The sequence below is a fragment of the Bartonella sp. MU70NMGDW genome (assembly GCF_042194085.1).
Classification (GTDB): domain Bacteria; phylum Pseudomonadota; class Alphaproteobacteria; order Rhizobiales; family Rhizobiaceae; genus Bartonella; species Bartonella grahamii.
Genome location: NZ_JBHIMK010000010.1, coordinates 15,466 through 38,357 on the forward strand (window position 1 = coordinate 15,466; position 22,892 = coordinate 38,357).

Here is a 22,892-nt window from a genome sequence, read left to right on the forward strand (position 1 = left end):
GACCTCTATGGTAATTACAAAAGTAGATGGATGCTAAGGCAAAATAATATGCATTGGTATCTGAAAAACAGCCAAAACAGGATTAAATTATGTTAGAGATAAAAAATTTGCACGCCCGTATTGCTGGAACCGATACAGAAGTTATTCGTGGTTTAAACTTGACAGTTCAAGATGGAGAAGTTGCCGCTATCATGGGACAAAATGGAGCCGGAAAATCAACTTTGTCTTATTTGCTTGCTGGTCGTGATGATTATGAAATAACAGAAGGAGATATTCTCTATAATGGACAATCACTTTTAGAAATGGATCCAGCAGAACGTGCTGCATATGGTGTTTTTCTTGCATTTCAATATCCAATGGAAATACCAGGGGTAGCAACGATGGAATTTTTAAAAGTTGCGATGAATTCTCAACGCAAAGCACGCGGTGACAGAGAGCTTAAAATTCCTGAATTTATAAAATGTGTTAAGGAAGTTTCAGCCAAACTTGAAATAGATATGGATATGCTAAAGCGTCCATTAAATGTGGGTTTTTCAGGTGGAGAAAAAAAACGCGCTGAAATTTTACAAATGGCACTTCTTGAACCTAAACTTTGCATTTTAGATGAAACGGATTCTGGTTTAGACATTGATGCACTAAAAATTGTTGCAGATGGTGTTAATAAACTTCGGGATTCAAAACGTTCATTTTTGGTGATTACCCATTATCAACGGCTGCTTAATTATATCATTCCTGATACTGTACATGTTCTTTATAAAGGACAAATTATCAAAAGCGGAGATAAATCCTTAGCGATTTATTTAGAGCAAAATGGGTATGCTGATCTTATCAGGGAAGCAGTTTGAGGTTATTGAATATGAATACACAGCAAAACTTGTTAGCAATTGAAGAAAATATACTCAGTAATTTCAATCAGTATGTAAACGACTTACCTGGTGATAAAGCTATACGGGAAATTCGCAAGAAAGCTATTGAGCAGTTTCAAACGACACAGCTTCCTTCCCGTAAAATCGAAAGCTGGCATTATACCAATCTGCGTACCTTACTGAAGTCTATTAGCAATTTTTCAAAAGTTCAAAACAATCAATTGATTGATGCTTTGCTTTCAGAAAGTGCTGTTTTTTCTATAAACAATGGAAAAACATCAATAGAGTCAAAGGTAGATAACATTACAGTAAAACGCCTTTCAGACGCATTAAAAGATAATTCTGTACAGGTAAATCAAAACATTTCTGATGAGGATTTTATTGGACAGTTGAATACAGCTTTTGTTACAGATGGTTGGCTTTTTCACATCCCTGAAAATACAAAGTTAAATATTCCCATTGAATTACAAAATATACAAATGGGGGGACAATCTCATATTTTTTCGGATATAAAAGTTGATAAAAATAGTCAAGTTATATTTATTGAACATCAGGTTGGCAATGATAAAGATACCTTTGTCAGTTCAATATTTTCATTAAATATTGCTGCTGATAGTGATGTTACGTGGATTCTCATTCGCAATCGTGATTTTAATTCTACACAATTTGGTCGATTTTGTGCTGTTCTTGCTCAAAGAGCGAAGTTATCACTTTATGTCATTAATATAGGGAGCCAATTAAATCGCCAAGAAATCGATATTGAATTACAGGGAGAAGAATCTAATTTTCAATTACGTGTCATAAATTTATTATCAGGACAAACACATAGTGATCTTACAATGACTGTTCGTCATGTGGAAGAAAAGTCAACATCAACCGAAATTATACGCAATGTAGTTACAGATAAGGCTGTTGGTGTTTTCCAAGGAATAATACGTGTTTCTCAAAAAGCGCAAAAAACAGATGCACGCATGGCTTGTAATAGCCTTATTCTTTCAGATGATGCAGAATTTAATGCAAAGCCTGAACTTGAGATTTTTGCGGATGATGTTGCATGCGGTCATGGTGCAACAGTTGCTAATATTAATCATGATTATCTTTTTTATCTTATGGCGCGTGGTGTCCCATTTAAAACGGCTCGTGCACTTTTGATTAAAGGATTTATCTCTGAGCTCATTGATGACATCAAGCAGGATAAGATTCAAATCGTTTTGGAGAATATCATTAGTAAATGGCTTGAAAAAAATGTTTAAGGTAGAAAAAATGGAAAATAACGTACAAACATTTACTTATAATGTCGAAGAAATTCGGCGTGATTTTCCTATTTTGCACCATCAAGTTTATGGAAAGCGATTAGCATATCTTGATAGTAGTGCTTCTGCCCAAAAACCAATGTCAGTACTCAATGCAATGAATAATTATTATCACTATAGTTATGCTAATGTGCATAGGGGAATGTATTTTTTAGCCAATATAGCAACACAATCCTATGAAAATTCTCGTGAAACCGTTCGTGTTTTTCTAAATGCTCAAAAAGCTGAAGAAATTGTTTTTACGAAAAATGCAACAGAAGCTATTAATACTGTTGCTTATGGTTGGGCGATGCCCAAACTCAAAGAAGGTGATGAGATTGTTCTAACGATCATGGAACATCATTCAAATATTATTCCTTGGCATTTTCTCCGTGAACAAAAAGGTGTTAAACTTATTTTTGTTCCTGTCGATGAAAATGGTGTTCTGCACATTGAAGATTTCCAAAAGGCTTTAAGCGAAAAAACGCGGCTTGTTGCTATAACGCATATGTCCAATATATTAGGAACTGTGCCTCCTGTTAAAGAGATTATTAAACTAGCTCATCAAGATTCTATTCCGGTTCTTGTTGATGGTTCTCAAGGAGCAGTACATTTAACCGTTGATGTGCAAGATCTCGATTGTGATTGGTATGTCTTTACAGGTCATAAGCTTTATGGTCCCACCGGTATTGGTGTTCTGTATGGTAAGAAAGATAGATTAGAAGAAATGCGTCCTTTTCAAGGGGGAGGGGAAATGATCGAGGAGGTAACAACCGATAAGGTTTTCTATAATGCTCCTCCTTACCGTTTTGAAGCAGGCACTCCTCCTATCGTTGAAGCTATTGGATTAACTGCGGCTATTGATTATATACAAGAGAAAGGTCGTAGCACGATTCATGCCCATGAGAGATCCCTTTTAGCTTATGCGCAGGAAAAACTTAAAATGGTTGAGTCATTGCGTATTTATGGTCATTCTCCCAATAAAGGAGCTATTATATCATTTACAATTGAAGGGATTCACGCCCATGATATCGCTATGTTTATTGATAGAAAAGGAGTTGCAATACGCGCGGGAACCCATTGTGCACAGCCTTTATTACAGCGCTTTGGTCTAACATCTATTTGTCGGGCATCATTAGCCATGTATAACACTCAAGAAGATGTAGATCAATTAGTAGAAGCATTGAAAGAAACAAGGACATTTTTTAATGGCTGAATCAATTGAAGAGCGTCATTCTACAGAATCTGTTGAAACTGTAAGCGAAAATAAAAAATCTTATATATCAGCAATTCCAGCAGATGAAATTGATCGTATGACGAATGATATTATTGCTGCTCTCAAAACAGTTTATGACCCAGAGATTCCTGCTGATATTTATGAGCTTGGACTGATTTATCGTATTGATATTGAAGATGATCGTTCAGTAAAAATTGAAATGACTCTTACAGCACCGGGATGCCCTGTTGCTGGTGAAATGCCGGGGTGGGTAGAAAATGCAGTCAGTGCAGTTGAAGGGGTTTCGTATGTTGAAGTCACTATGACTTTTGATCCACCATGGACACCTGATTGTATGTCAGAAGAAGCTCAAATTGCTGTCGGATGGTACTAAAAATATTGTTAAGAGACTCTAATTTAGCCATTCATGAATAAGCTGTTTACTTTTCACAAGCGTTTAAATTTAAGGACGATCGGCATGAGTTATAATAAACAAAAACTAGAACTTAACTGGATTGGAAAAGAAAAACGCCCAAAACTAGAGCCTCGTATCTTATTAGAAGATCTTGAAAAATCTTATCACGCTTCGCATCGAATATCATCCCAAGATATTTTTGATAATAAACTTATTTTTGGTGACAATTTGCTCGCACTCAAAGCGCTTGAACAAGAATATATGGGGAAGGTAAAATGTATCTATATCGATCCGCCTTATAATACAGGCAATGCCTTTGAACATTATGAAGATGGTTTAGAGCATTCCATATGGCTCAGCCTTATGAGAGACAGGCTAGAATTGTTACATCATTTACTGGCGGATGATGGAAGTATCTGGATATCAATTGATGATGATGAACAAGCCTATCTTAAAGTGATGATGGATGAAATTTTTGGTCGCCAAAATTTCATCAACAATATTATTTGGCAAAAGAAATATGCTCCACAAAATGATACAAAATGGCTTTCTGATAATCATGATTTTATAATAGTTTATGCTAAAGATAAAACGATTTGGCGCCCTCAATTGCTTCCTCGTTCAAGCGATATGGATGCGCGCTATAAAAATCCTGATAATGATCCGCGTGGGTTATGGCAATCAGATAATTTATCTGCGAAACGAGTAACACCTAAAGATATTTATGAAATCATCACACCTTCTGGACGCAAGGTGATGCCTCCTGCTGGAACGAGTTGGCGTGTTAGTAAAAAAAAATTTGCTGAGTTAGTAGAAGATAATCGTATTTGGTTTGGAACAGATAATAATGGAGTGCCACGTATTAAGCGTTTTTTATCAGAAGTAAAAAATGGTATGGTTTCGATGACGATTTGGCCCTACACAGAAGTGGGACACAACCAAGATGCCAAAAGAGAAGTCAAAGTTTTTAATTCTGGTAGTGTCTTTACAACTCCTAAACCGGAACGTTTAATGGAACGCATCATTCAACTTGCCACTAATCCCGGTGATCTTGTTTTAGATTCTTTTGCGGGTTCCGGCACAACCGGTGCTGTTGCTCATAAAATGGGAAGAAAGTGGATTATGATTGAACTTGGTGAACATTGTCACACCCACATTATCCCTCGTTTAAAACAAGTCATTGATGGAACTGATCAAGGGGGAGTTTCCAAAAGTGTCAATTGGCAAGGTGGCGGTGGATTTCGCTATTATCGCCTTGCACCTTCTCTGTTGCAAAAAGATCCATGGGGACAATGGATTATTAGTCGCGAATATAACGCTGCGATGCTTTCAGAAGCAATGTGCAAACATATGGGATTTACCTACGCACCTGATGAAAATCATTATTGGATGCAAGGGTATTCAACCGAAACAGATTATATTTATGTCACAACAAGCGCTATGACCCATGAACAACTCCGTATAATGAGTGAAGAGGTAGGCTCTCATCGCACGTTGCTGATTTGTGGTACAGCCTTTGATACAAAATCAGCATCCTTTGAAAATCTGACACTCACTAAAATCCCCCGTGCAATATTAGAAAAATGCGAATGGGGAAGGGACGATTACAGTTTAAATGTAGCCAATCTTGAACCAGTGATTGTGGTAAAAGAAAACAACAAAAATAAAAATATTGCGCAAGCAGAATTAGATCTATTTGAATAATATATAAAAAGCGGAGTTTTTCATGAACACTGTTGAAAAAAGGATTTCTGCTCGCTTATCGTTACGTGATCCTCAACGTGAATCTTTAAATATTTTGGTAAAAATCTTAGAAAATATAGAGCTTTCTAAAAATGCTGATTTGGTTGCAGAGTTAGAAGTGATAAAAAATCTTTATCCTTCTGTGCAAGATTTTGAACGAAACTTTCCCTCTTTTTGTTTTGCCTTAGCAACAGGTGTTGGGAAAACGCGACTTATGGGGGCTTTTATTAGCTATCTTTATTTAACAGGTCGCAGTCGCCATTTTTTTGTTTTAGCGCCAAATTTGACTATTTATGAAAAGTTAAAACAGGATTTTAGTCCCCAAAGCCCAAAGTATGTCTTTAGTGGAATAAGTGAATTCATTGCAAATAGACCTGTTATTATTACAGGTGACGATTATGAAAGTGGTAAAGGTATTCGCACTGATGAACACTATTTTCAAGGACAAAAGCGTTTGTTTGAGAATAGAGACACGGCCTTTATCAATATTTTTAATATTTCTAAAATTAATACAACAGATAATAAAAAAGGCGCACTAAAATCTAGTATGCCGAGGATTAAACGCTTACAAGAGACAATTGGCGAAAGTTATTTTGATTATCTCGCAAATCTTCCTGATTTAGTTTTGTTAATGGATGAAGCTCATCGTTATCGTGCTTCTGCTGGTGCAGCGGCAATTAATGAGTTAAAACCTGTTTTAGGAATAGAGCTTACAGCGACACCAAAAACAATAGGTGCAAAACCCGTAGATTTTAAAAATGTTGTCTATAGTTATTCACTTGCAGAGGCTATGAGGGATGGTTTTGTAAAAGAACCTGCTGTTGCTACACGTAAAGATTTTCAAGCTCAAAATTATACATCTGAGCAATTAGAACATATCAAATTACAAGATGCAATTCATGCCCATGAAAATGTGAAAGCAGATTTAATTGTCTATGCAAAAGATTATAACAAAAAGTTCGTTAAGCCTTTTATTTTAGTTGTTGCTCAAGATACAAATCATGCACAAAAACTACGGAATTTATTGGAATCAGATGAATTTTTCGCAGGGGCTTATAAGGGAAAAGTTATAGAGATTCATACAAAACAGTCGAATATAGAAGAAGATCAAAATATTCAAAAGCTTATTGCAATTGAAGATTCTCATGACCCAACAGAAATTGTTATTCACGTTAATAAATTAAAGGAGGGGTGGGATGTTACGAATCTCTATACTATTGTACCGTTGCGTGCATCGGCTTCAGAAATTTTAACAGAGCAAACAATTGGGCGTGGATTGCGTTTGCCTTATGGGTATAGAACAGGCGTGGAAGCTATTGATCGTTTAACAATTATTGCGCATGATCGTTTTCAAGATATTATTGATCGTGCAAACGATCCAAACTCAATTATAAAAAAGCATATTGAGATTGGAAGAGAGGGGGATGTACCCTCTGAAAAGTCAGATATTGTGACGGTTCCATGTCAAGTAGAAGCTTTATTGATGCAAACGATGGTAACACGTAATTCCGATATAAATGGAGCATCTGATTTACAAGGTATCATATTACGTAATCCAGATTCCCCTACATTAACGCCTGAAGAGCGAGATATTGCAGCGATCGCGTGGGATCTTATCAAAGAGAATGATAAATTGCCAAGTTCTCAAATGCTTTATTCTGCACCGATACAAGAAAAAATTGCTAATAAAGTTATGAATATTAAGCCTTCATCACAAAAGTCTCTTGTATCAAAAGTGGTTACAATTTTGACAAAAAAATTAGCAGAATTGATGATAGATATTCCCAATATTGTACTCATTCCTTCGCGTGAGGTTACTTATGGTTTTTCTGATTTTGATTTGGAAAATTTAGAAAACTTAAATTTGCAACCTGTTAGTAAAGAACTTTTAATTCGAGAATTGCGTACCCATAAAAGCATTTTTCTCACTTCTAAGAATGAATATGTCAAAGAGCCTTATCTCGAAAATTACATCATTCGTGGTTTGATTGATAATGACTTTGTCGATTATGATAACCATACGCTCTTATTACGAAAATTAGCTAGTCAGATAGTAGAACATTTCCGATCTTATTTACCCAATGATGCAGCCGTTGAGAACGTATTAATTCACTATCAGCATAAGCTTATTAGTTTTATTGTTGCGCAATTAAGAGAACATCAGTGGGAAACGCAAAAAGATTATGAGGTTAAAGTGACACGGGGTTTTACAACTTTATCGCCTATCCATTATGTATTACCGCAGGGGACGTCTCCTCTTGATTTTCGTAATATTCCTGCCATTAAAAGCGATATTAAGAAACTTGTATTCAGCGGCTTTAGAAAATGCTGTTATCCTTTACAAAAGTTTGATTCAGTAGAAGGGGAGTTACGATTTGCTCAGATATTAGAGGATGATGCACAAGTATTGAAATGGATGAAACCTGCTCGGGGGTTTTTCAGAATAGAATATGATAAAGGATCAACTTATGAACCGGACTTTGTTGTAGAAACGGAGGATGCCAAGTATCTTTGTGAGCCTAAAAAAGCCTCTGAAATGCAAAATCCTATTATTTTAAAAAAAAGAGAAGCTGCAGTTCAATGGTGTTGTCATGCAACGCGCTACGCAGCTACTTATGGCGGTAAAAAATGGTATTATGTTCTTATTCCCCATGATGCTATTAAAGCAAATAGTAGTTTTGAAGGTTTATGTGCAGAGTTTACCATTGCAGAATCTATACTTGAGAGCTCATAACTTTTCGTTTCAAAAATAAAACACATAAGTTTTTTAATTGACCGATATGAGGTCCAATCAAATGTTTGAATAATTATTTTTAATTTTTTGCACTATCGCATCATTAACTTAAAAATATTAGGGATTTCTTAAATCAGAAAATTAATATTTTTTTCTAACAACATTAAAATACAATCTTACTTTTTTTATGTGAAAAGATCTTTGAGTTTATAGTCACAAATTCAAAAAAATATTTTAATTTTATTGGGTAATTTTATAAATATGCTTTTTTAAAAAAAACTTAAATAGTTTATTGTTCTTTCATTTAAAAAGCCTGAATATAATGAAATATCTAGAGGATAAAAGTGGACTGTTTTATATATGACTTTGAATTTAATAAACACTGTTTTTAATTTTTTAAAGAAAAACCCGACAAAAAAATTTACAGCTCGAGAAATTGCTCAATGGATATTTGAAAATTATCCAGAACAATGCCGTCAAAAACAAAATCGTTCAACGGCAATAATCACTCCCCTTAAGAGTGATGCAGCTCTTATTCAGCAAATTGTTGCTGAAATAGGATCTCAGCGCCCTCAGTTACAAAAGCGTTATTCAGAAATTAAAACCACTGAAGGACGACCACGGCAATATTATTTTACTAAACAAACAGATAGTGCTGAAATTGATGCAGTAGAGGACAATGCAAAGAGTAGAACAGAAGATGGTTCTATTAAAGAGCATGATCTTTATCCGTTATTATCTAAATTTTTATGGTCAGAGCTTGCAGTTTACAGCAAGCGCATTAATGAGAAATGTTCTCGTAATAAACATGGTGCAGGCGGAAATAAATGGCTTTATCCAGATCTCGTAGGAATGCAAGATTTAAGCAGTGAATGGAATCGTGAAATCAAAGATTGTGTTTTGCAAGATTTTGATAAAAAAACGAAGCTTTGGTCTTTTGAAGTAAAAATTCTCATCAATCGTTCAAATTTACGAAAAGCATTTTTTCAAACAGTTAGTAATTCTTCATGGGCTAATTTGAGTTATTTAGTTGCTAGTGAAATTGAAGGGGTTGACACATTAAAAGAGCTTCGAATGCTTTCAAGTTTGCATGGAATTGGATTTATAAGACTCAATAAGGAAAACTCTTCCGAGAGTGAGATCTTAATTCCAGCCAAAGAACGTAGTGATATTGACTGGGATACTGCTAATAGATTAGTTGAGGAAAACAAAGATTTTCTTGATTATATTAAACTCATTCGTCAATTTTATCAAACTGGCGAGATGCGTCCACTAGATTGGGATCATATGTATCCATGAGGGGATGTTTTAAAAAGACTCTATTGTTTAAAAGCCCTTTTTTCAGAGTGATAAAAAATTACTCTAACTATTTTATTTGACTTATTATATTGATATAACATATTGATTTGTAATGATAATTAGTCTTTTTTAAACTTAAATGAGGGAGGGAATATCCTAGCATTCAATCCTTTCAAACGATCTTATATTGATATTGTATCAATCAAAATTGTTTGCGTGCATCTCATGAGTAGAGTTGAGTAGGGGAAGAGTTAAAATTCTGTTTTAGACCCGTTCTATTTTGTGCGTGGGGCGTGATTCCATTAGATACTAGTTTTAATGATTATAATTTATTACAAATTTTCTATTGTAGAGAGTGAAATTCAAATTTTTTTCTTTTTTTACATCAAGCATTGAAAATATTACTTCCTCATATTGAAGTCTTCTTTATGGAGAATTTATAATACTATTTTTTTAATTTTCATTGCTGTTCGCTTTGATTATTATTAAGTTTTTTGTTATCCGAAGTGAACATTCAAAAAAACATTGATTTTATAAAACACCCACACAGTTTACTCAATTTCTTGCAATAGATTTAAAAAAATAAATTTCTCTCACATCTTATGGCAAAGGGAGTGTGTACTGTCACAGTTTGCCATAATACTCTCTTTATTTATCAATAATACCGCACACCAAACGCGCACCACCTCCGCCAAGCGGTAATGGTTTATCTGATTGATTATCTGCCCCTAAATGAATGACTAAAGAGCGCCCTTTAATTTCAGAGATTTTTTTTAATCGTGGAGCAAGAACGCTCATCGTGGCATATCCTTGCTTATCAACATAAAGTGCTGGTAAATCACCAAGATGACCATTGACATTATAAGGTCCTAAATGTTTTCCGGTATGTTCTGGATCATAATGTCCACCTGCGCTTCCACCAATGATGCCATCTTTTGTATCACATGAAGGATTTACATGCACATGAAAACCATGCATCCCTTCTGATAAAGTAGATAAATTAGGGATGAAAATCAAACCGTATGTGGTTTCTTCAATTTTAATGCTACCAATAGCCTTTTTTGAATTATTATCTTCTAGTTTATAAATATTTACTTGTGTTGATAATGCTAATGCAGAATTTTTATGAATTAAAAATGCCATAAAAACCAATAATGATAATAATATTTTTTTCATAAAATACCTTTATACTTATCTTTAAATAAATTTTATCTATAAAAATATTTATAATTTTCTTAAATTGAAATTTAAGTAAAATAATTTACATAGAAATATTAGTTCTTAGAAAGAGCAAATAAATTAAATTATATATATGTGCTCTGAACATAACTCTCATTTTTTGATCTATAAAAAATGTAGCTTTCATAGATTGATAATTATATCTCGCTTACATTTCTTCAAGAGATGCTTTAAAAAATCTACTTTTTGAGGTGTAATAAAGCAATTTTAATAAGTTAGATATTATTTCATTTATAATAGATAACTATTTTATCAAAAAACAGAACATATAATTTGTTGATGATTTAATTGTTTTTCATAGAAAAAATGATAAAAATTTCTATTCATTATGAAATTTATAAGAGAAAGAATTATTATGATTCATATAAATTTCCCATAAAATACAGCATATACCAACACTCCCTCCCATTCCTGATCCTATCAGTGCTCCTATTATCATTCCAGCAGAAAGTGCTACTCCTATACCCATTGCGATAACTGGACCAAATCCTGGAAGAGCAATATAACCATAAGCTGCAAGAGTTGCTGCGATAGCTCCAGATACGCTACCATTTAAACCGCCAATGAAAGCAAATTCTTTCATAGAATGGCAGTACTTTTTTAATTTTCTTTTCTTACAGCTATGAAAAGAAACGTTGCTGTAAGTTTTAAAATCAATCATATTTTTTTCTTTCATTTTGAATGCTAACTGTTCCTGAATAGTCAACGGATACGAAAAAATGGGACTTTTTAAATTTTACTAAAGCACGCCAGATGCCTTTGTCATCTAGACGTAATCGTTTAATATTCTCAAAACCGTTTTGCATAAGACAATTTTTAACTTGTGAAGCAGTAAATGAGTTCTGACCTATTTTAGTGACATTTTGAGTAGAGGTATAGGTAAAGGTTTGACAATAAGGAAGATGAAAAACTTCACTGATTGAAGTAGTGACTGTCAACGAGAAACATAAAATCATTATAAAAAAAATACTTAATTTCAAAAAATTATTTATTTTCATCTGGTCACCATTTGTTGAAACAACACTTTATTAACCTCTGTGTTACTAACAAGTTCCCAAGATGATTTTATTTTTAATATTATACTTAACAATAAAAATTTTTGAAAATCTATTTATTAAATAAAAATGTTTTTTATTATTTATTTTCTTGTTAAAATTAATGTTATAAAATAACTATTTCAAAACGGTATTATTTTTTATTTGCTTTATATTGCAAAATTTAACAGATATGATTTAGCAAGATATCTTTACAATTTCAGCTGTAGTCTATAATTAATTTTCTCTATTTCATATCAGTATGCTAAATATATATAATATTTTTTACATCAGTAATAGATATTATTCAAAATGCAATATTAAACCATAGAGCGATTATATTACTTATTATTGCTCAGTAGAGCTGTTTAGATGATTTTGTTGGAAATATTTGCATAATTTCCTTGAATCCGTAACCGGGATACATTCCTTCGCGCATAAATAAATTACGTAATGGTGAGAAACTATGTAACAAACCAAGCCCAACGCTTCGTATGATATGAACAGGCAACATGTGAGAAAGTAGAGCAGAGTTAAGTGTATGAACAGCTCCACTTCGGATTAATATATCTGGTTTGCGGCATTTGTTATAATGCGCAACAATCATTTCAGAGTTAGAATTGGATATTTTGTTAGGTAAAATATCAATCAAAGTTTGGACATCACGGAATCCTAAATTCAATCCCTGTGCCCCAATAGGGGGGAAAACATGAGCGGCTTCACCCATTAAAATTGTTCGATTAGCAGCAAAATGATGAGAAAGAAGTCCTGAAAGCGGCCATGCTTGAATTGATGTTTCTAAGCTTAGCTTTCCAAGCATTGATTGCATTTTGTTTTCGATCATTTTTGCAATTGCTTTTGGTTCTATATTCAATAATTCCTCAGCACGAGAAGGACGAACGACCCATACAAGACTAGATCTTCGCCCTGGTAGAGGAACCTGTGTAAATGGACCATGTTCTGTATGAAATTCGGTTGATGTATTTTGATGAGAAAACTCATGAGAAAAATTGAGAACAAGTGCTTTTTGTGGATAATTCCAATGTTTGACACTTATCCCTGCTGCGGCACGTGTAAGAGAGTGACGTCCATCAGCTGCAACAACAAGTGGTGCTTGAATGACTCTACGATCAACAAGAGTAATACATACATGGTCTTTTGTATGATGAAAAGATTTGGCTGCAGAAACAAATCTTGTAATATTAGGCGTACGTGTAACCGCATCGACTAAAGCACTGTTCAATTTTACATTAGGTATATTATAGCCAAAAGCTTTTTCACCAATTTCAGCAGAAGAAAAATGCACCGTAGGAGCATGCACAATTCTAGAAGTTATATCTATAATTCTCATGGATGATAAAGCAGCAGCATGTTGTCGAAGATTATTCCAAATATTGAGTTTTTGAAGCATGCGTATTGCAGGCATCATAAGAGCAGTTGTCCGCAACTCATCTGTATGAGCAGGGGGACCAACAAGAAAAACAGAAAGCCCCTCATGTGCAAGATTCAGTGCGGCTAACATTCCGACAGGACCTGCACCAATAACAGCAATATCTTTATGCTCTTTCTTTTCAAAGATCACAACGGTTTGAACCTTTCTCCATTGAGAAAATATTTTAACATTTCCAAATGATCACTCTCTTTTTATTGTATGAAGCTCTTCTATTATAGTATGTAATAAATAATTCGATATAAAAAAGTAACCTTTTTATGATTTTTTTAAATGCTGAGTTATATCATCGGTAAAAAAATGGCGTATTGATAGATGGTTGAAGACTTTAAAAACGAGGATAAGAAAACCTTGAAACGTAAACTAACAAAGAAAATCAAAACAAATGCTAAATTATTACGCCATAAAAAAGTAACAATGCCACAAGCAAAGGCCTTTTCCGTTCATTTACTAACAGCTTCGGGATCATTTTTAGCGTTTCTTTCTCTTATATCAGCCTCTCAAAAAGAATGGACAGCTATGTTCTGTTGGCTTGGGCTTGCACTTCTCGTTGATGGTATAGATGGACCAATTGCACGCAAACTTGATGTTAAATACGTTCTTCCAACATGGTCTGGAGAGCTGTTAGATAATATTATTGATTACGTGACTTATGTCTTAATTCCTGCCTTTGCACTCTATCAAAGTGGTTTCATGGGGGTAGGGTTATCATTTTCATTGAGTGCAATTATTGTTATTTCATCTGCTATTTATTATGCAGATACTAGTATGAAAACCAAAGAAAACTTTTTTAAAGGATTTCCTGTTGTTTGGAATATGATGATTTTTACGCTTTTTGTCGTCAGACCGGAAGAGTGGATTACTTTTATCATTATTGTTTTATCGGCGATTATATCTTTTTTGCCAATTTATTTTATTCATCCAGTAAGAGTTCTTCGTTTACGTAGGGTTAATTTTCCAATTTTTCTCTTATGGTGTTTTTTTGGTGTTTCTGCATTCTTTTATCAACTAGAGGCTCCCTATTGGGTTAAAATAGGAATTTCGATAACAGGAATTTACATATATTGTATCGGCGCAATCATGCAAATATTTCCTCAACTTGGAGCAAAAAATATAAAAAAACAATAAAATAGTTGTTTTAAGAAGGGTATAAGATGCAAATTGATTTTGGAGCAGATGATGATATTTCTTTTACGAAAGATGGGCGTGCTGGTATTATAAAGCTCACACGCCCTTCAGCATTAAACGCTCTTAATCAACGAATGGTTTCAGCTTTAAAAAAAGCTCTCAGGACATGGGAAACAGATGATAATATCTCTTGTGTCTTAATTGAAGGGGAAGGGCGCGCTTTTTGTGCTGGTGGAGATGTTGTAGAAATCTATCATATGGGGAAAAGTGCCACTGCTTGTCAGTATTTTAGTGATGAATATAGTCTAAATGCTTATATCAAACGTTTTTCAAAGCCCTACATTTCTTTCCTAAATGGTATTTGGATGGGAGGAGGGGTAGGGATTTCTCTCTATGGTTCGCATCGAATTGTTACAGAAAATACTGTTTTTGCTATGCCAGAAGGTGCGATTGGATTTTTTCCAGATGTAGGTGCAAGTTTTTTCTTACCATCTCTTCCCAATCATTTTGGCATATATCTTGCATTAACGGGTGCACGCATAAAGTGGGGAGATTGCTTAAATTTGGGATTAGCAACACACGCCGTTGCTGAAATTGAATTCGATATGATTAGAAAAGCTATTATTGAGCAAGGAGATCCTACTTTAGCTTTAAACGAGCGAGCAATTACAAAAGACTATGAAACGAGTCATGAAATACGTTGTATTATTAACACTTGTTTTAGTGCCCATACCTTAGAAAAATGTCTTGAGTTGCTACATAAAAAAAGTAATGAAGGTATTTTGTTTGCTAAAGAATGTTATGATATTTTGCAGTTACGTTCTCCGATAAGTTTAAAAGTTATCTGGAAACAAATGAAACAAAATTCATCTCAAACGTTGGAAGATTGTATGAAAATTGAAAACCGCATTGCACATCATATGATTAATTCACATGATTTTCATGAAGGTATACGTGCTATGTTAATCGATAAGGACAAAAGACCTCAATGGCAGCCAGATAAACTTTCAAATGTGACAGATGAAATGGTGGATTCTTACTTCCAACCTGTTGAGCAAGAGTTATTATTGTGAAAAATAATTCACACAAACGGATTTCAAAAATCAATTTAATCTATAACTGTTATTTACGGTTTTTGGCACTCATTTGCTTAGTCCTAGGTATTTGTTATTGGATACGCCTTGTTGGTGTTTTTCCAGGTATTCTATGGCGTTTTGATCTTATGCCTTGGCAGTGGCAATTTGCATCAGCTATATTGGCTATTCTCTATCCTATTGCCTTAGTTGGACTTTGGATGTATTCATTATGGGGTATCATCGTGTGGTGGATTGCAGCATTGATTGAAGCAATAACAATATATTATTCTGATTTTATTTATCAGCCATTTCTGCCATTATTTCATGGAATATTGTTTTTAGCTTTCATAATACTGCAAATTGTGATGTTTTTTTTAAAAAAGAGTAAAAAATAAAAAAACATCGTGATTGAAATTTTCGAGCCAGAATAACAGGCTCGATTTTCAAACATACGTTCCTCAAAGCGCTAATTCCAGATATACTCTTTCCATAAAGTTCCATAATATATATTATGCGATAATATGATACAGCAAAACAAAAGAAACCCTATTTTAAAACATAAATCATATTTATAATCGTACAATTCACTTTTAAAACTAAATTATGGTATTGAACAGCATATTAAAATATTTGGTCTTTAAAAAAAATTCTTAAAGACCAAAATAGTTGTAATGAAATTACGTCGTATGAATAATAAAAATTACTGTACTATTTTACAACGTTTTATATGTGCAAGATCACTCAACACAGCATTGCGATTATTTAACGCTGAAATTTCATTACTTTCACTGGATTTAGGATCCATAAAAAACAAAGCAGGCAAAAATACAATACTTGTTGCTGCTAAAGCCACATTTTTATTTCTTGCTTTAGAACGCTCTGCAATTGTATCATTAATCTGACGTTTATTAGCAAAAAACTCCCGTTGAATATCGGCACAACTCATTGATCCGTCATGTAATGTTGTCGTTGAAATATTTTTTTCTAAACGCCCCCCACATGCTGTCAAGGAAACCGCTAAAACCACAATACATACACCCCGCTTAAAATTCTTATACATAAAAGCCTCATTTTTGACATAAAAAACACTAAATATGTCAAAAATGAAATAAAATAAAGGATAAATTTAAAAGTGTTTTATTTAACTTAAAATATTGCGCATAATAAGCTTACGCATCTGTTTCAAAAGTAAGACCTTGATATGCAGGTTTTACATAGGATGGAACATAATTTATAACCTTGTTGTAATCCAGCGATCTATCCATATGTGTAAGTATTGCTTGTTTTGGCTTTAAATATTCTATCCATTGTAATGCTTGATCAACAGAAAAATGACTCGGATGGGATTTAAATTGGAGAGCGTCAATGATTAGAACATCCAGATCCATTAATTTGGATAAAGTTTTTTCAGGAAATTCACTAACATCCGTACAATAGGCAACATTCCCAATCCGAAAACCTAAGGAATAAATGTTTCCGTGGTTTTGTAAATGTGTATTGACGCTTATTGCTCCGCCCTGCCCCTGAATAATAAATTGACTATCTTCATTGATAAGATGCTCTTTTAAAATGGGAGAATAAGATGAAGCTTTTGGTGTTTGAAAACAATATCCGAAAGCACTTTTGAGATGCTCTAGTGTAAATCTGTCAGCATAGATATCTATTAAACATTTTTGTGCAAGTGCATAGCTGCGTAAATCATCAATACCGTGGATATGGTCTGCATGAGAATGTGTGTAAAGAGCAGCATCAAGATGGCTTACACGCGCATCAATCATTTGTGAGCGAAAATCTGGACCTGTATCAATAACGATTGTTGTTTTGTCTCCTGAAGGTTTAATACGTTCAACTAATAAAGAACTTCTGTAGCGTTTATTTTTAGGGTTATTCGGATCACATGTTCCCCAATCACCATTAGGTCTTGGCACTCCTGGAGAAGGACCACAACCTAATATTGTAAATCGGTATTGATCACACATATCTTTTGCCTTATTTCATTTTACTAAATAAACGAAAAGCATTACGCGTTGTTATTTGAGCTGTTTCTTCAATGCTTAAGCCAATTGTTTCAGCCAAAACAGCTGCTGTATAGCATACAAAAGATGGTTCATTTGTTTTGCCTCGATGGGGAATAGGTGCTAAGAATGGAGCATCTGTTTCCACTAATAAATGCTCATGGGGCACAATTTTTGCTATTTCACGGATTTCAAGTGCACTTTTAAAAGTAAGAATACCTGAAAAAGAAATATAACCACCAAGTTCGATTCCAGCACGAGCAAGTTGCATTCCAGACGAATAACAATGAAGGATAAAAGGAAAAGCTCCTTCTTTTATCTGTTCACGTAATATTTTCTCCATATCGATATCGGCATTGCGTGAATGTATAACAAGAGGAATCTGTGTTTCTCGAGAAGCAATGATATGTTCTTGAAAAACTTTCTTTTGCTCTTCTGGTGTAGAATAATCATAATGGTAATCAAGCCCCCCTTCCCCAAACGCAACAATTTTAGGGTGATTCGAGAGCTGTATAAGCTCTTCCGCTGTAATATTTTGTTCTTCATGCGCATGATTGGGGTGTGTTCCAACGGAACAAAAGACTTGGTCATAGCTTTGCGAAATGGCTAAAAGCTTATCTAACTTATGAACATGGGTTGAAATTGTTATCATACGTTTAACATCAGCATCTAAAGCCCGTTGGATAACATTATCCAAATCTTGTGAAAAATCTTCAAAATCAAGATGACAATGTGTATCAATCAACATGATGAGTGTCTTCTTTCTTTAAGATATAGCGAGGAAAAATCGGTTCTGGTGGTGGAAGATCAAGCCCTTCTTGAATTTTTGAACGACTTATATGATACAATAACCGATCATCTTCAGCAACCGCAAGGCTATCAAGAAGTTTGGCTGCTGATTGGGGTATGAAAGGCAAAAGCATAATTCCTATTCTCCGCAAGATTTCTACAGTGATATAAAGAACTGTAGAAAATCGCTCTTGGTCATTTTTACGTAAACTCCAAGGTTGTTCGTTGGCAAAATAGCGATTGGCATCCGCTACAATTGAAAAAATAGCTGAAAGTGCTAAATGCATACTATAGGAAGACATAGCTTGATGTACAGTTTCAAGTACTTGAAGAGATTGTTCTAAAAGCTGTTGATCTTGAGCTAAAAATGAAGTTGGTCTCGGGACTTGTGCATTACAATTTTTGGCAATCATAGACAAGGAGCGCTGCGCTAAATTACCAAGATCATTAGCAAGATCAGCATTAATACGGTTTACAAGGCTTTCATGGCTATAACTACCATCTTGTCCAAATGGCACTTCACGGAGAAGAAAATAACGAACCTGATCAAGACCATAATGATCAACCATTTCAAAAGGATCAACGACATTTCCAATAGATTTTGACATTTTTGCACCACGATTAAGTAAAAAACCATGTGCAAAAATATTTTTAGGCAATTCAATTCCCGCAGACATTAAAAATGCCGGCCAATAGACTGCATGAAAACGAATAATATCCTTACCAATAATATGCGTATTTGCAGGCCAAAAATCACGATTTTTTGAATTTTCATTGAAAAAACCAATTGCTGATAGATAATTTGTAAGCGCATCAACCCAGACATACATCACGTGCTTTGGATTCTCTGGAACAGTAATTCCCCAATTAAAACTTGCGCGTGAAATAGAGATATCTTTTAAACCTGATTTGATAAAACTTATAATTTCATTACGCCGCTCAAATGGAGCAATAAAATCAGGATGTTCTTCATAATATTCAAGAAGAGGCTTTTCATAATGAGAAAGTCTAAAAAAATAACTTTCTTCTTCATTCCATTCAACTGGAGAGCCTAATTCCTTCTCACGACGGATGTTGTCTGGTCCAATTTCCGTATCTTTTTCTTCATAATAGGCTTCTTGGCGAACCGAATACCACCCCGTATAACGACCGAGATAAATATCGCCATTTGCTTCCATCTTTTTCCAAATTTCTTGACAAGCTTGATAATGGCGTTCTTCTGTCGTACGGATAAAATCATCGTTAGAACAATTTAATACTGCAAGCATTTTTTGAAATACAGCACTATTACGATCTGCAAGTTGCTGAGGTGTCATGCCTAATGCTGCTGCGGTTTGTTGCATCTTTAGACCATGCTCATCTGTACCAGAAAGAAAAAATACATTTTTTCCGTTTAATCGTTGAAAGCGGGCTAAGACATCGCTTGCAATTGCACTATAGGCATGCCCAATATGTGGAGCACCATTAGGATAAAAAATGGGAGTTGTTATGTAATATGTGTCACGCATGTCATACTCGTTGTAAAACCCTATAAATAAAAGATATAATGACATAACGTCTGTTCATCGTATTGTCACGGAAAAACTAATCCTCATGAATAATCTTATGAACTTTAAAAAGTAAGTTAATAACAAACTGCTTTTTATCGAGATTAAACAGTTGTATTTCCTCTATTTCTTGATGAATCTCTTGCCATTTTTCCGCATATTTTTTTGAGAGAAATAAGTCTCCCTTTTCAACAAGTATGATAGCTTTTTTTTGAATTTTATTAAGAATTTCATCACAAAATTGTTGAAATTGGAATGTAGAAGAAACAGATGAAAATGTTTGTGCAAGAGTATGTACAATCGTTGCGTTACAAACAGGTTTCTCTAGGAGAGCATCAATTGTTTTAATAATTTCAAGTCCGCCATGGCAAATAAGTAAAGCGGCTTTTCGAGGACTTCCTTCGGATTTTTTAATAATCGTTTCAATTGTTTTCTCATCAGGTAAATCCTGATTGGCGAAAATATGTGTAATAACTTTTTTCATTTCATCGTTATTCAACGGACGGAAAGAAATTTTTTGACACCGTGAATGGATTGTTGGAAGCAATTTTCCGGAAGAATGCGCGATAATAACAAATAACGTTTTTGTAGGTGGTTCTTCAAGTATTTTGAGAATTGCATTTGCTGCATTTCTATTCATATCATCTGCAGAATCAATAATAACAATACGCCATCCATTATCTTGCGATGTTCGGCTTAAAAAATGCATAATATCACGGATATCATCAACGAGTATTCCTGTTTTAAACTTTTGCGTTTTTACATCAAATCGACGTGAAATATACAAAAGACCAGGGTGACTTCCTTGTGTAATTTGGCGCCATGGAGTAGAATAAGGATCGGGTTTCAAGAAAGCCCCCTGTTGAGAACTTAAAATGTTCCAAGCAAGATGAAAGGCTAATGTAGCCTTTCCAATCCCATATTCTCCTTCAAATAATAATGCATGATGCAAACGCTCTTCTTTAAGCATTTGTGTCAAAAAATGACGAACATCCTCATGACCAAAAACAACATCATTCTGGGATGGTGATAAAATTGTATCAATATCATCATATTGGCGTGAGATATTTACATTACTCATGAAAGCTGATCCAACAATACCTGATGACAAATATTTTTTATTTGATGTGCAACGACTTCCACTGAGCCAGTGGCATCAATGACTCGAAATCTATGGGGTTCCTGTTTGGCCAACTGAAGAAAAGCTTGACGCCTTTGTTCTTGAATTTCCAACTGATCTTTTTCAAAATAATCAATTTCTTCTGTTTCTTTTCTTCGTAAATTTGCACGTTTCATACCACACATTGCTGGCATATCTAATAAAAATGTTAAATGAGGCAAGATACCATTGAGTGCAATACACTCTAAAACAGCAAGAAGAGAAGAACTGACTGTATTATTGAGTCCTTGATAAACGCGTGTAGAATCAATAAAGCGGTCACATAAAACGATTTTACCTTTTTGCAAAGAAGGCGCGATAAACTCGGTAACATGGTCGACACGTGCAGCTGTAAACAAAACAGCTTCAATCAACGGTCCATACTGTTGCGCTTGCCCCGACAACAAAATATACCGGATTGCTTCTGCTCCTAGCGTTCCTCCTGGTTCTCGTGTTGTAACAACATCATAACCTTGGTGAGAGAGAAACTCAGCAAGTAAAGAAATCTGCACCGTTTTTCCTACCCCGTCCCCTCCTTCAAATGTAATAAAATAACCTGACACGTATGACCTTAACCTTATTAGCACGTAACTACAAATATTTCCGTAACCATCCAATTGTTATTTCATAGAATGCATTTTTTACTTTTGCAAAGAAACTTCCTTCCTGAACATTCATTCCGGCAAAAACAGGTTTTTCCAGAAGAACCTTTTTATCTTCTAAAATTTGAATAACGCCAACTGATTGCCCAAAAACGATGGGAGCTTTCAACGGACCATGATATTTAATTTTTGCTTTAACATTTACTTTTTTTTCATTCGAAAGCATAAAACTTATTGGTTTTTTAACAATGAGTGGAACAAAATTTTGCTTACCACCATAAACAGAAGCACGACCAATCGTTTCTTCTTTTGTGAAAATCGTTTTGAGATCAAATGCTGTCATTCCCCATTGAAGAATGTGTTCTATTTCTTTTGTATATTTTTTACCATCTTGCAAACCATTGAGTGCTAAAAAAAGACGTCGATGATTTTTAGAAATGGTGGCAACCATTGAAAATCCTTCTTTTTCGCTGTAGCCAAAACCAAATCCTTCTACACCAATTTCCTTAGAAATAAGAGGGTTTTTATTACGTTGAAAAATATTATTCCACGTAAAATGAGGCTCACGATAAAGTGCATAATAATCCGGATATTCCTGAACAATATGACGTGCTAATATAATCATATCACGCACGGTTACAAATTGTCCCTCTTCGGGTAGCCCTGTTGCGTTAACAAAATGACTTTGAGATAATCCGACCACTTTCGCGCGCTGATTCATCAGTTTTGCAAAATGGGACTCATGTCCAGATATTCCTTCAGCAAGAATAATAGCAGCATCATTTCCATTCATAATAATTAAACCACGTAAAAGATCAGAAACACTGATTTCTGTCTTTATCTTTGCAAACATAGTGGTTGTACCGGAAGGTGCTCCACCTTTACGCCAAGCATTTTCACTTACCTTGAATTTCTGCGTACTCTTTAACAATCCCTTCTTTAAGTGATGAAATACAACTTCTACTGTCATCAATTTTGCTAATGAAGCAGGAAAAAAAGGAATATCACTTTGTTTTTCATAAAGTATTGTCCCTGTATCATCATCGAGTAACAACAATTGTGATGCAGAAATTTGAAAAACTTCTGCTCTCCCCCACGTGTCAAATGCCAATATTCCCCATAAAGTCAATAAGATCCTTAATGTTGTATACATAGCTCTCCTCCCATCCCAAAGATCAACATAAAGAATCTTATATAGGAAAAAACTTTTTTATTTCTGCAAATTGAGGAATTATTGACAACCAAAGAAAAGATTTTATTTTTATTCAGCGTTAGCAAAAGTAATATG

21 protein-coding genes are annotated in these 22,892 nt (G+C 34.4%); 10 read left to right on the forward strand and 11 right to left on the reverse strand.

The window, feature by feature from the left end; all coding sequences use genetic code 11:
• Positions 1 to 89: 89 nt before the first annotated feature.
• The 7 genes from sufC (at position 90) to ACFIKE_RS02015 (ending at position 9,565) form a co-directional block, all read left to right on the forward strand.
• On the forward strand, positions 90 to 845 hold the full coding sequence (gene sufC, locus ACFIKE_RS01985) for a Fe-S cluster assembly ATPase SufC (protein WP_375627291.1): 756 nt from the start codon (positions 90 to 92) through the stop codon (positions 843 to 845).
• A gap of 11 nt (positions 846 to 856) precedes the next feature.
• Positions 857 to 2,119 (forward strand): Fe-S cluster assembly protein SufD, encoded by a 1,263-nt coding sequence (sufD, locus tag ACFIKE_RS01990; RefSeq protein WP_375648276.1) that lies wholly within the window; start codon positions 857 to 859, stop codon positions 2,117 to 2,119.
• Positions 2,120 to 2,129: 10 nt separating this feature from the next.
• Positions 2,130 to 3,374, forward strand: a complete 1,245-nt coding sequence (locus ACFIKE_RS01995; protein WP_375625868.1) for a cysteine desulfurase — start codon at positions 2,130 to 2,132, stop codon at positions 3,372 to 3,374.
• Entirely contained in the window at positions 3,367 to 3,768 is a 402-nt protein-coding gene (locus ACFIKE_RS02000) for an SUF system Fe-S cluster assembly protein (protein WP_273787976.1), read from the forward strand. The genes ACFIKE_RS01995 and ACFIKE_RS02000 overlap by 8 nt, the downstream gene beginning before the upstream one ends.
• An 84-nt stretch (positions 3,769 to 3,852) precedes the next feature.
• Entirely contained in the window at positions 3,853 to 5,493 is a 1,641-nt protein-coding gene (locus ACFIKE_RS02005; RefSeq protein WP_375648277.1) for a site-specific DNA-methyltransferase, read from the forward strand.
• Between the two features lie 22 nt (positions 5,494 to 5,515).
• On the forward strand, positions 5,516 to 8,266 hold the full coding sequence (locus ACFIKE_RS02010; protein ID WP_375648278.1) for a DEAD/DEAH box helicase: 2,751 nt from the start codon (positions 5,516 to 5,518) through the stop codon (positions 8,264 to 8,266).
• A 360-nt stretch (positions 8,267 to 8,626) separates the two neighbouring features.
• Positions 8,627 to 9,565, forward strand: coding sequence for a COG2958 family protein (locus ACFIKE_RS02015; protein WP_375648279.1), 939 nt, complete (start codon positions 8,627 to 8,629; stop codon positions 9,563 to 9,565).
• 648 nt (positions 9,566 to 10,213) lie between these two features.
• Here the strand turns inward: ACFIKE_RS02015 and sodC are convergent.
• The 4 genes from sodC to ACFIKE_RS02035 all read right to left on the reverse strand — a co-directional run bounded on the left by sodC (position 10,214) and on the right by ACFIKE_RS02035 (position 13,420).
• Entirely contained in the window at positions 10,214 to 10,741 is a 528-nt protein-coding gene (gene sodC, locus ACFIKE_RS02020) for a superoxide dismutase [Cu-Zn] SodC (RefSeq protein WP_375627287.1), read from the reverse strand.
• Positions 10,742 to 11,123: 382 nt separating this feature from the next.
• Positions 11,124 to 11,480 (reverse strand): hypothetical protein, encoded by a 357-nt coding sequence (locus tag ACFIKE_RS02025; protein ID WP_375625858.1) that lies wholly within the window; start codon positions 11,478 to 11,480, stop codon positions 11,124 to 11,126.
• Entirely contained in the window at positions 11,458 to 11,802 is a 345-nt protein-coding gene (locus ACFIKE_RS02030) for a hypothetical protein (protein WP_375625856.1), read from the reverse strand. The genes ACFIKE_RS02025 and ACFIKE_RS02030 overlap by 23 nt, the downstream gene beginning before the upstream one ends.
• Positions 11,803 to 12,193: 391 nt before the next feature.
• Positions 12,194 to 13,420, reverse strand: coding sequence for a UbiH/UbiF family hydroxylase (locus ACFIKE_RS02035; RefSeq protein WP_375627286.1), 1,227 nt, complete (start codon positions 13,418 to 13,420; stop codon positions 12,194 to 12,196).
• Positions 13,421 to 13,603: 183 nt separating this feature from the next.
• Here ACFIKE_RS02035 and pcsA point away from each other — a divergent pair, with 183 nt between their 5' ends.
• The 3 genes from pcsA to ACFIKE_RS02050 are packed head-to-tail and all read left to right on the forward strand — an operon-like array spanning position 13,604 to position 15,887.
• Positions 13,604 to 14,416: a phosphatidylcholine synthase gene (pcsA, locus tag ACFIKE_RS02040; RefSeq protein ID WP_375627285.1), complete on the forward strand. Its 813-nt coding sequence runs from the start codon at positions 13,604 to 13,606 to the stop codon at positions 14,414 to 14,416.
• A 26-nt stretch (positions 14,417 to 14,442) separates the two neighbouring features.
• Entirely contained in the window at positions 14,443 to 15,489 is a 1,047-nt protein-coding gene (locus ACFIKE_RS02045; RefSeq protein ID WP_375648280.1) for an enoyl-CoA hydratase/isomerase family protein, read from the forward strand.
• Positions 15,486 to 15,887, forward strand: a complete 402-nt coding sequence (locus tag ACFIKE_RS02050) for a DUF6163 family protein (RefSeq protein ID WP_375648281.1) — start codon at positions 15,486 to 15,488, stop codon at positions 15,885 to 15,887. Before ACFIKE_RS02045 ends, ACFIKE_RS02050 begins: the two co-directional genes overlap by 4 nt.
• Before the next feature lie 305 nt (positions 15,888 to 16,192).
• On the opposite strand, the gene ACFIKE_RS02055 is transcribed toward ACFIKE_RS02050, so the two are convergent.
• The 7 genes from ACFIKE_RS02055 to ACFIKE_RS02085 all read right to left on the reverse strand — a co-directional run bounded on the left by ACFIKE_RS02055 (position 16,193) and on the right by ACFIKE_RS02085 (position 22,757).
• Positions 16,193 to 16,552, reverse strand: a complete 360-nt coding sequence (locus ACFIKE_RS02055; protein ID WP_375648282.1) for a hypothetical protein — start codon at positions 16,550 to 16,552, stop codon at positions 16,193 to 16,195.
• Between the two features lie 109 nt (positions 16,553 to 16,661).
• Complete coding sequence (locus ACFIKE_RS02060; RefSeq protein WP_375627282.1) at positions 16,662 to 17,471, reverse strand: MBL fold metallo-hydrolase; 810 nt, start codon at positions 17,469 to 17,471, stop codon at positions 16,662 to 16,664.
• A 10-nt stretch (positions 17,472 to 17,481) separates the two neighbouring features.
• A complete protein-coding gene (locus tag ACFIKE_RS02065) occupies positions 17,482 to 18,255 on the reverse strand; it encodes a TatD family hydrolase (RefSeq protein WP_375627281.1) in 774 nt (257 codons plus the stop codon).
• Positions 18,245 to 19,804 (reverse strand): methionine--tRNA ligase, encoded by a 1,560-nt coding sequence (gene metG / locus ACFIKE_RS02070; RefSeq protein ID WP_375627280.1) that lies wholly within the window; start codon positions 19,802 to 19,804, stop codon positions 18,245 to 18,247. Before metG ends, ACFIKE_RS02065 begins: the two co-directional genes overlap by 11 nt.
• A gap of 76 nt (positions 19,805 to 19,880) precedes the next feature.
• Complete coding sequence (locus ACFIKE_RS02075) at positions 19,881 to 20,924, reverse strand: DNA polymerase III subunit delta' (protein ID WP_375625839.1); 1,044 nt, start codon at positions 20,922 to 20,924, stop codon at positions 19,881 to 19,883.
• On the reverse strand, positions 20,921 to 21,565 hold the full coding sequence (gene tmk, locus ACFIKE_RS02080; protein WP_375625837.1) for a dTMP kinase: 645 nt from the start codon (positions 21,563 to 21,565) through the stop codon (positions 20,921 to 20,923). The genes ACFIKE_RS02075 and tmk overlap by 4 nt, the downstream gene beginning before the upstream one ends.
• Before the next feature lie 28 nt (positions 21,566 to 21,593).
• Positions 21,594 to 22,757, reverse strand: coding sequence for a D-alanyl-D-alanine carboxypeptidase family protein (locus ACFIKE_RS02085; RefSeq protein ID WP_375625835.1), 1,164 nt, complete (start codon positions 22,755 to 22,757; stop codon positions 21,594 to 21,596).
• Positions 22,758 to 22,892: the final 135 nt, after the last annotated feature.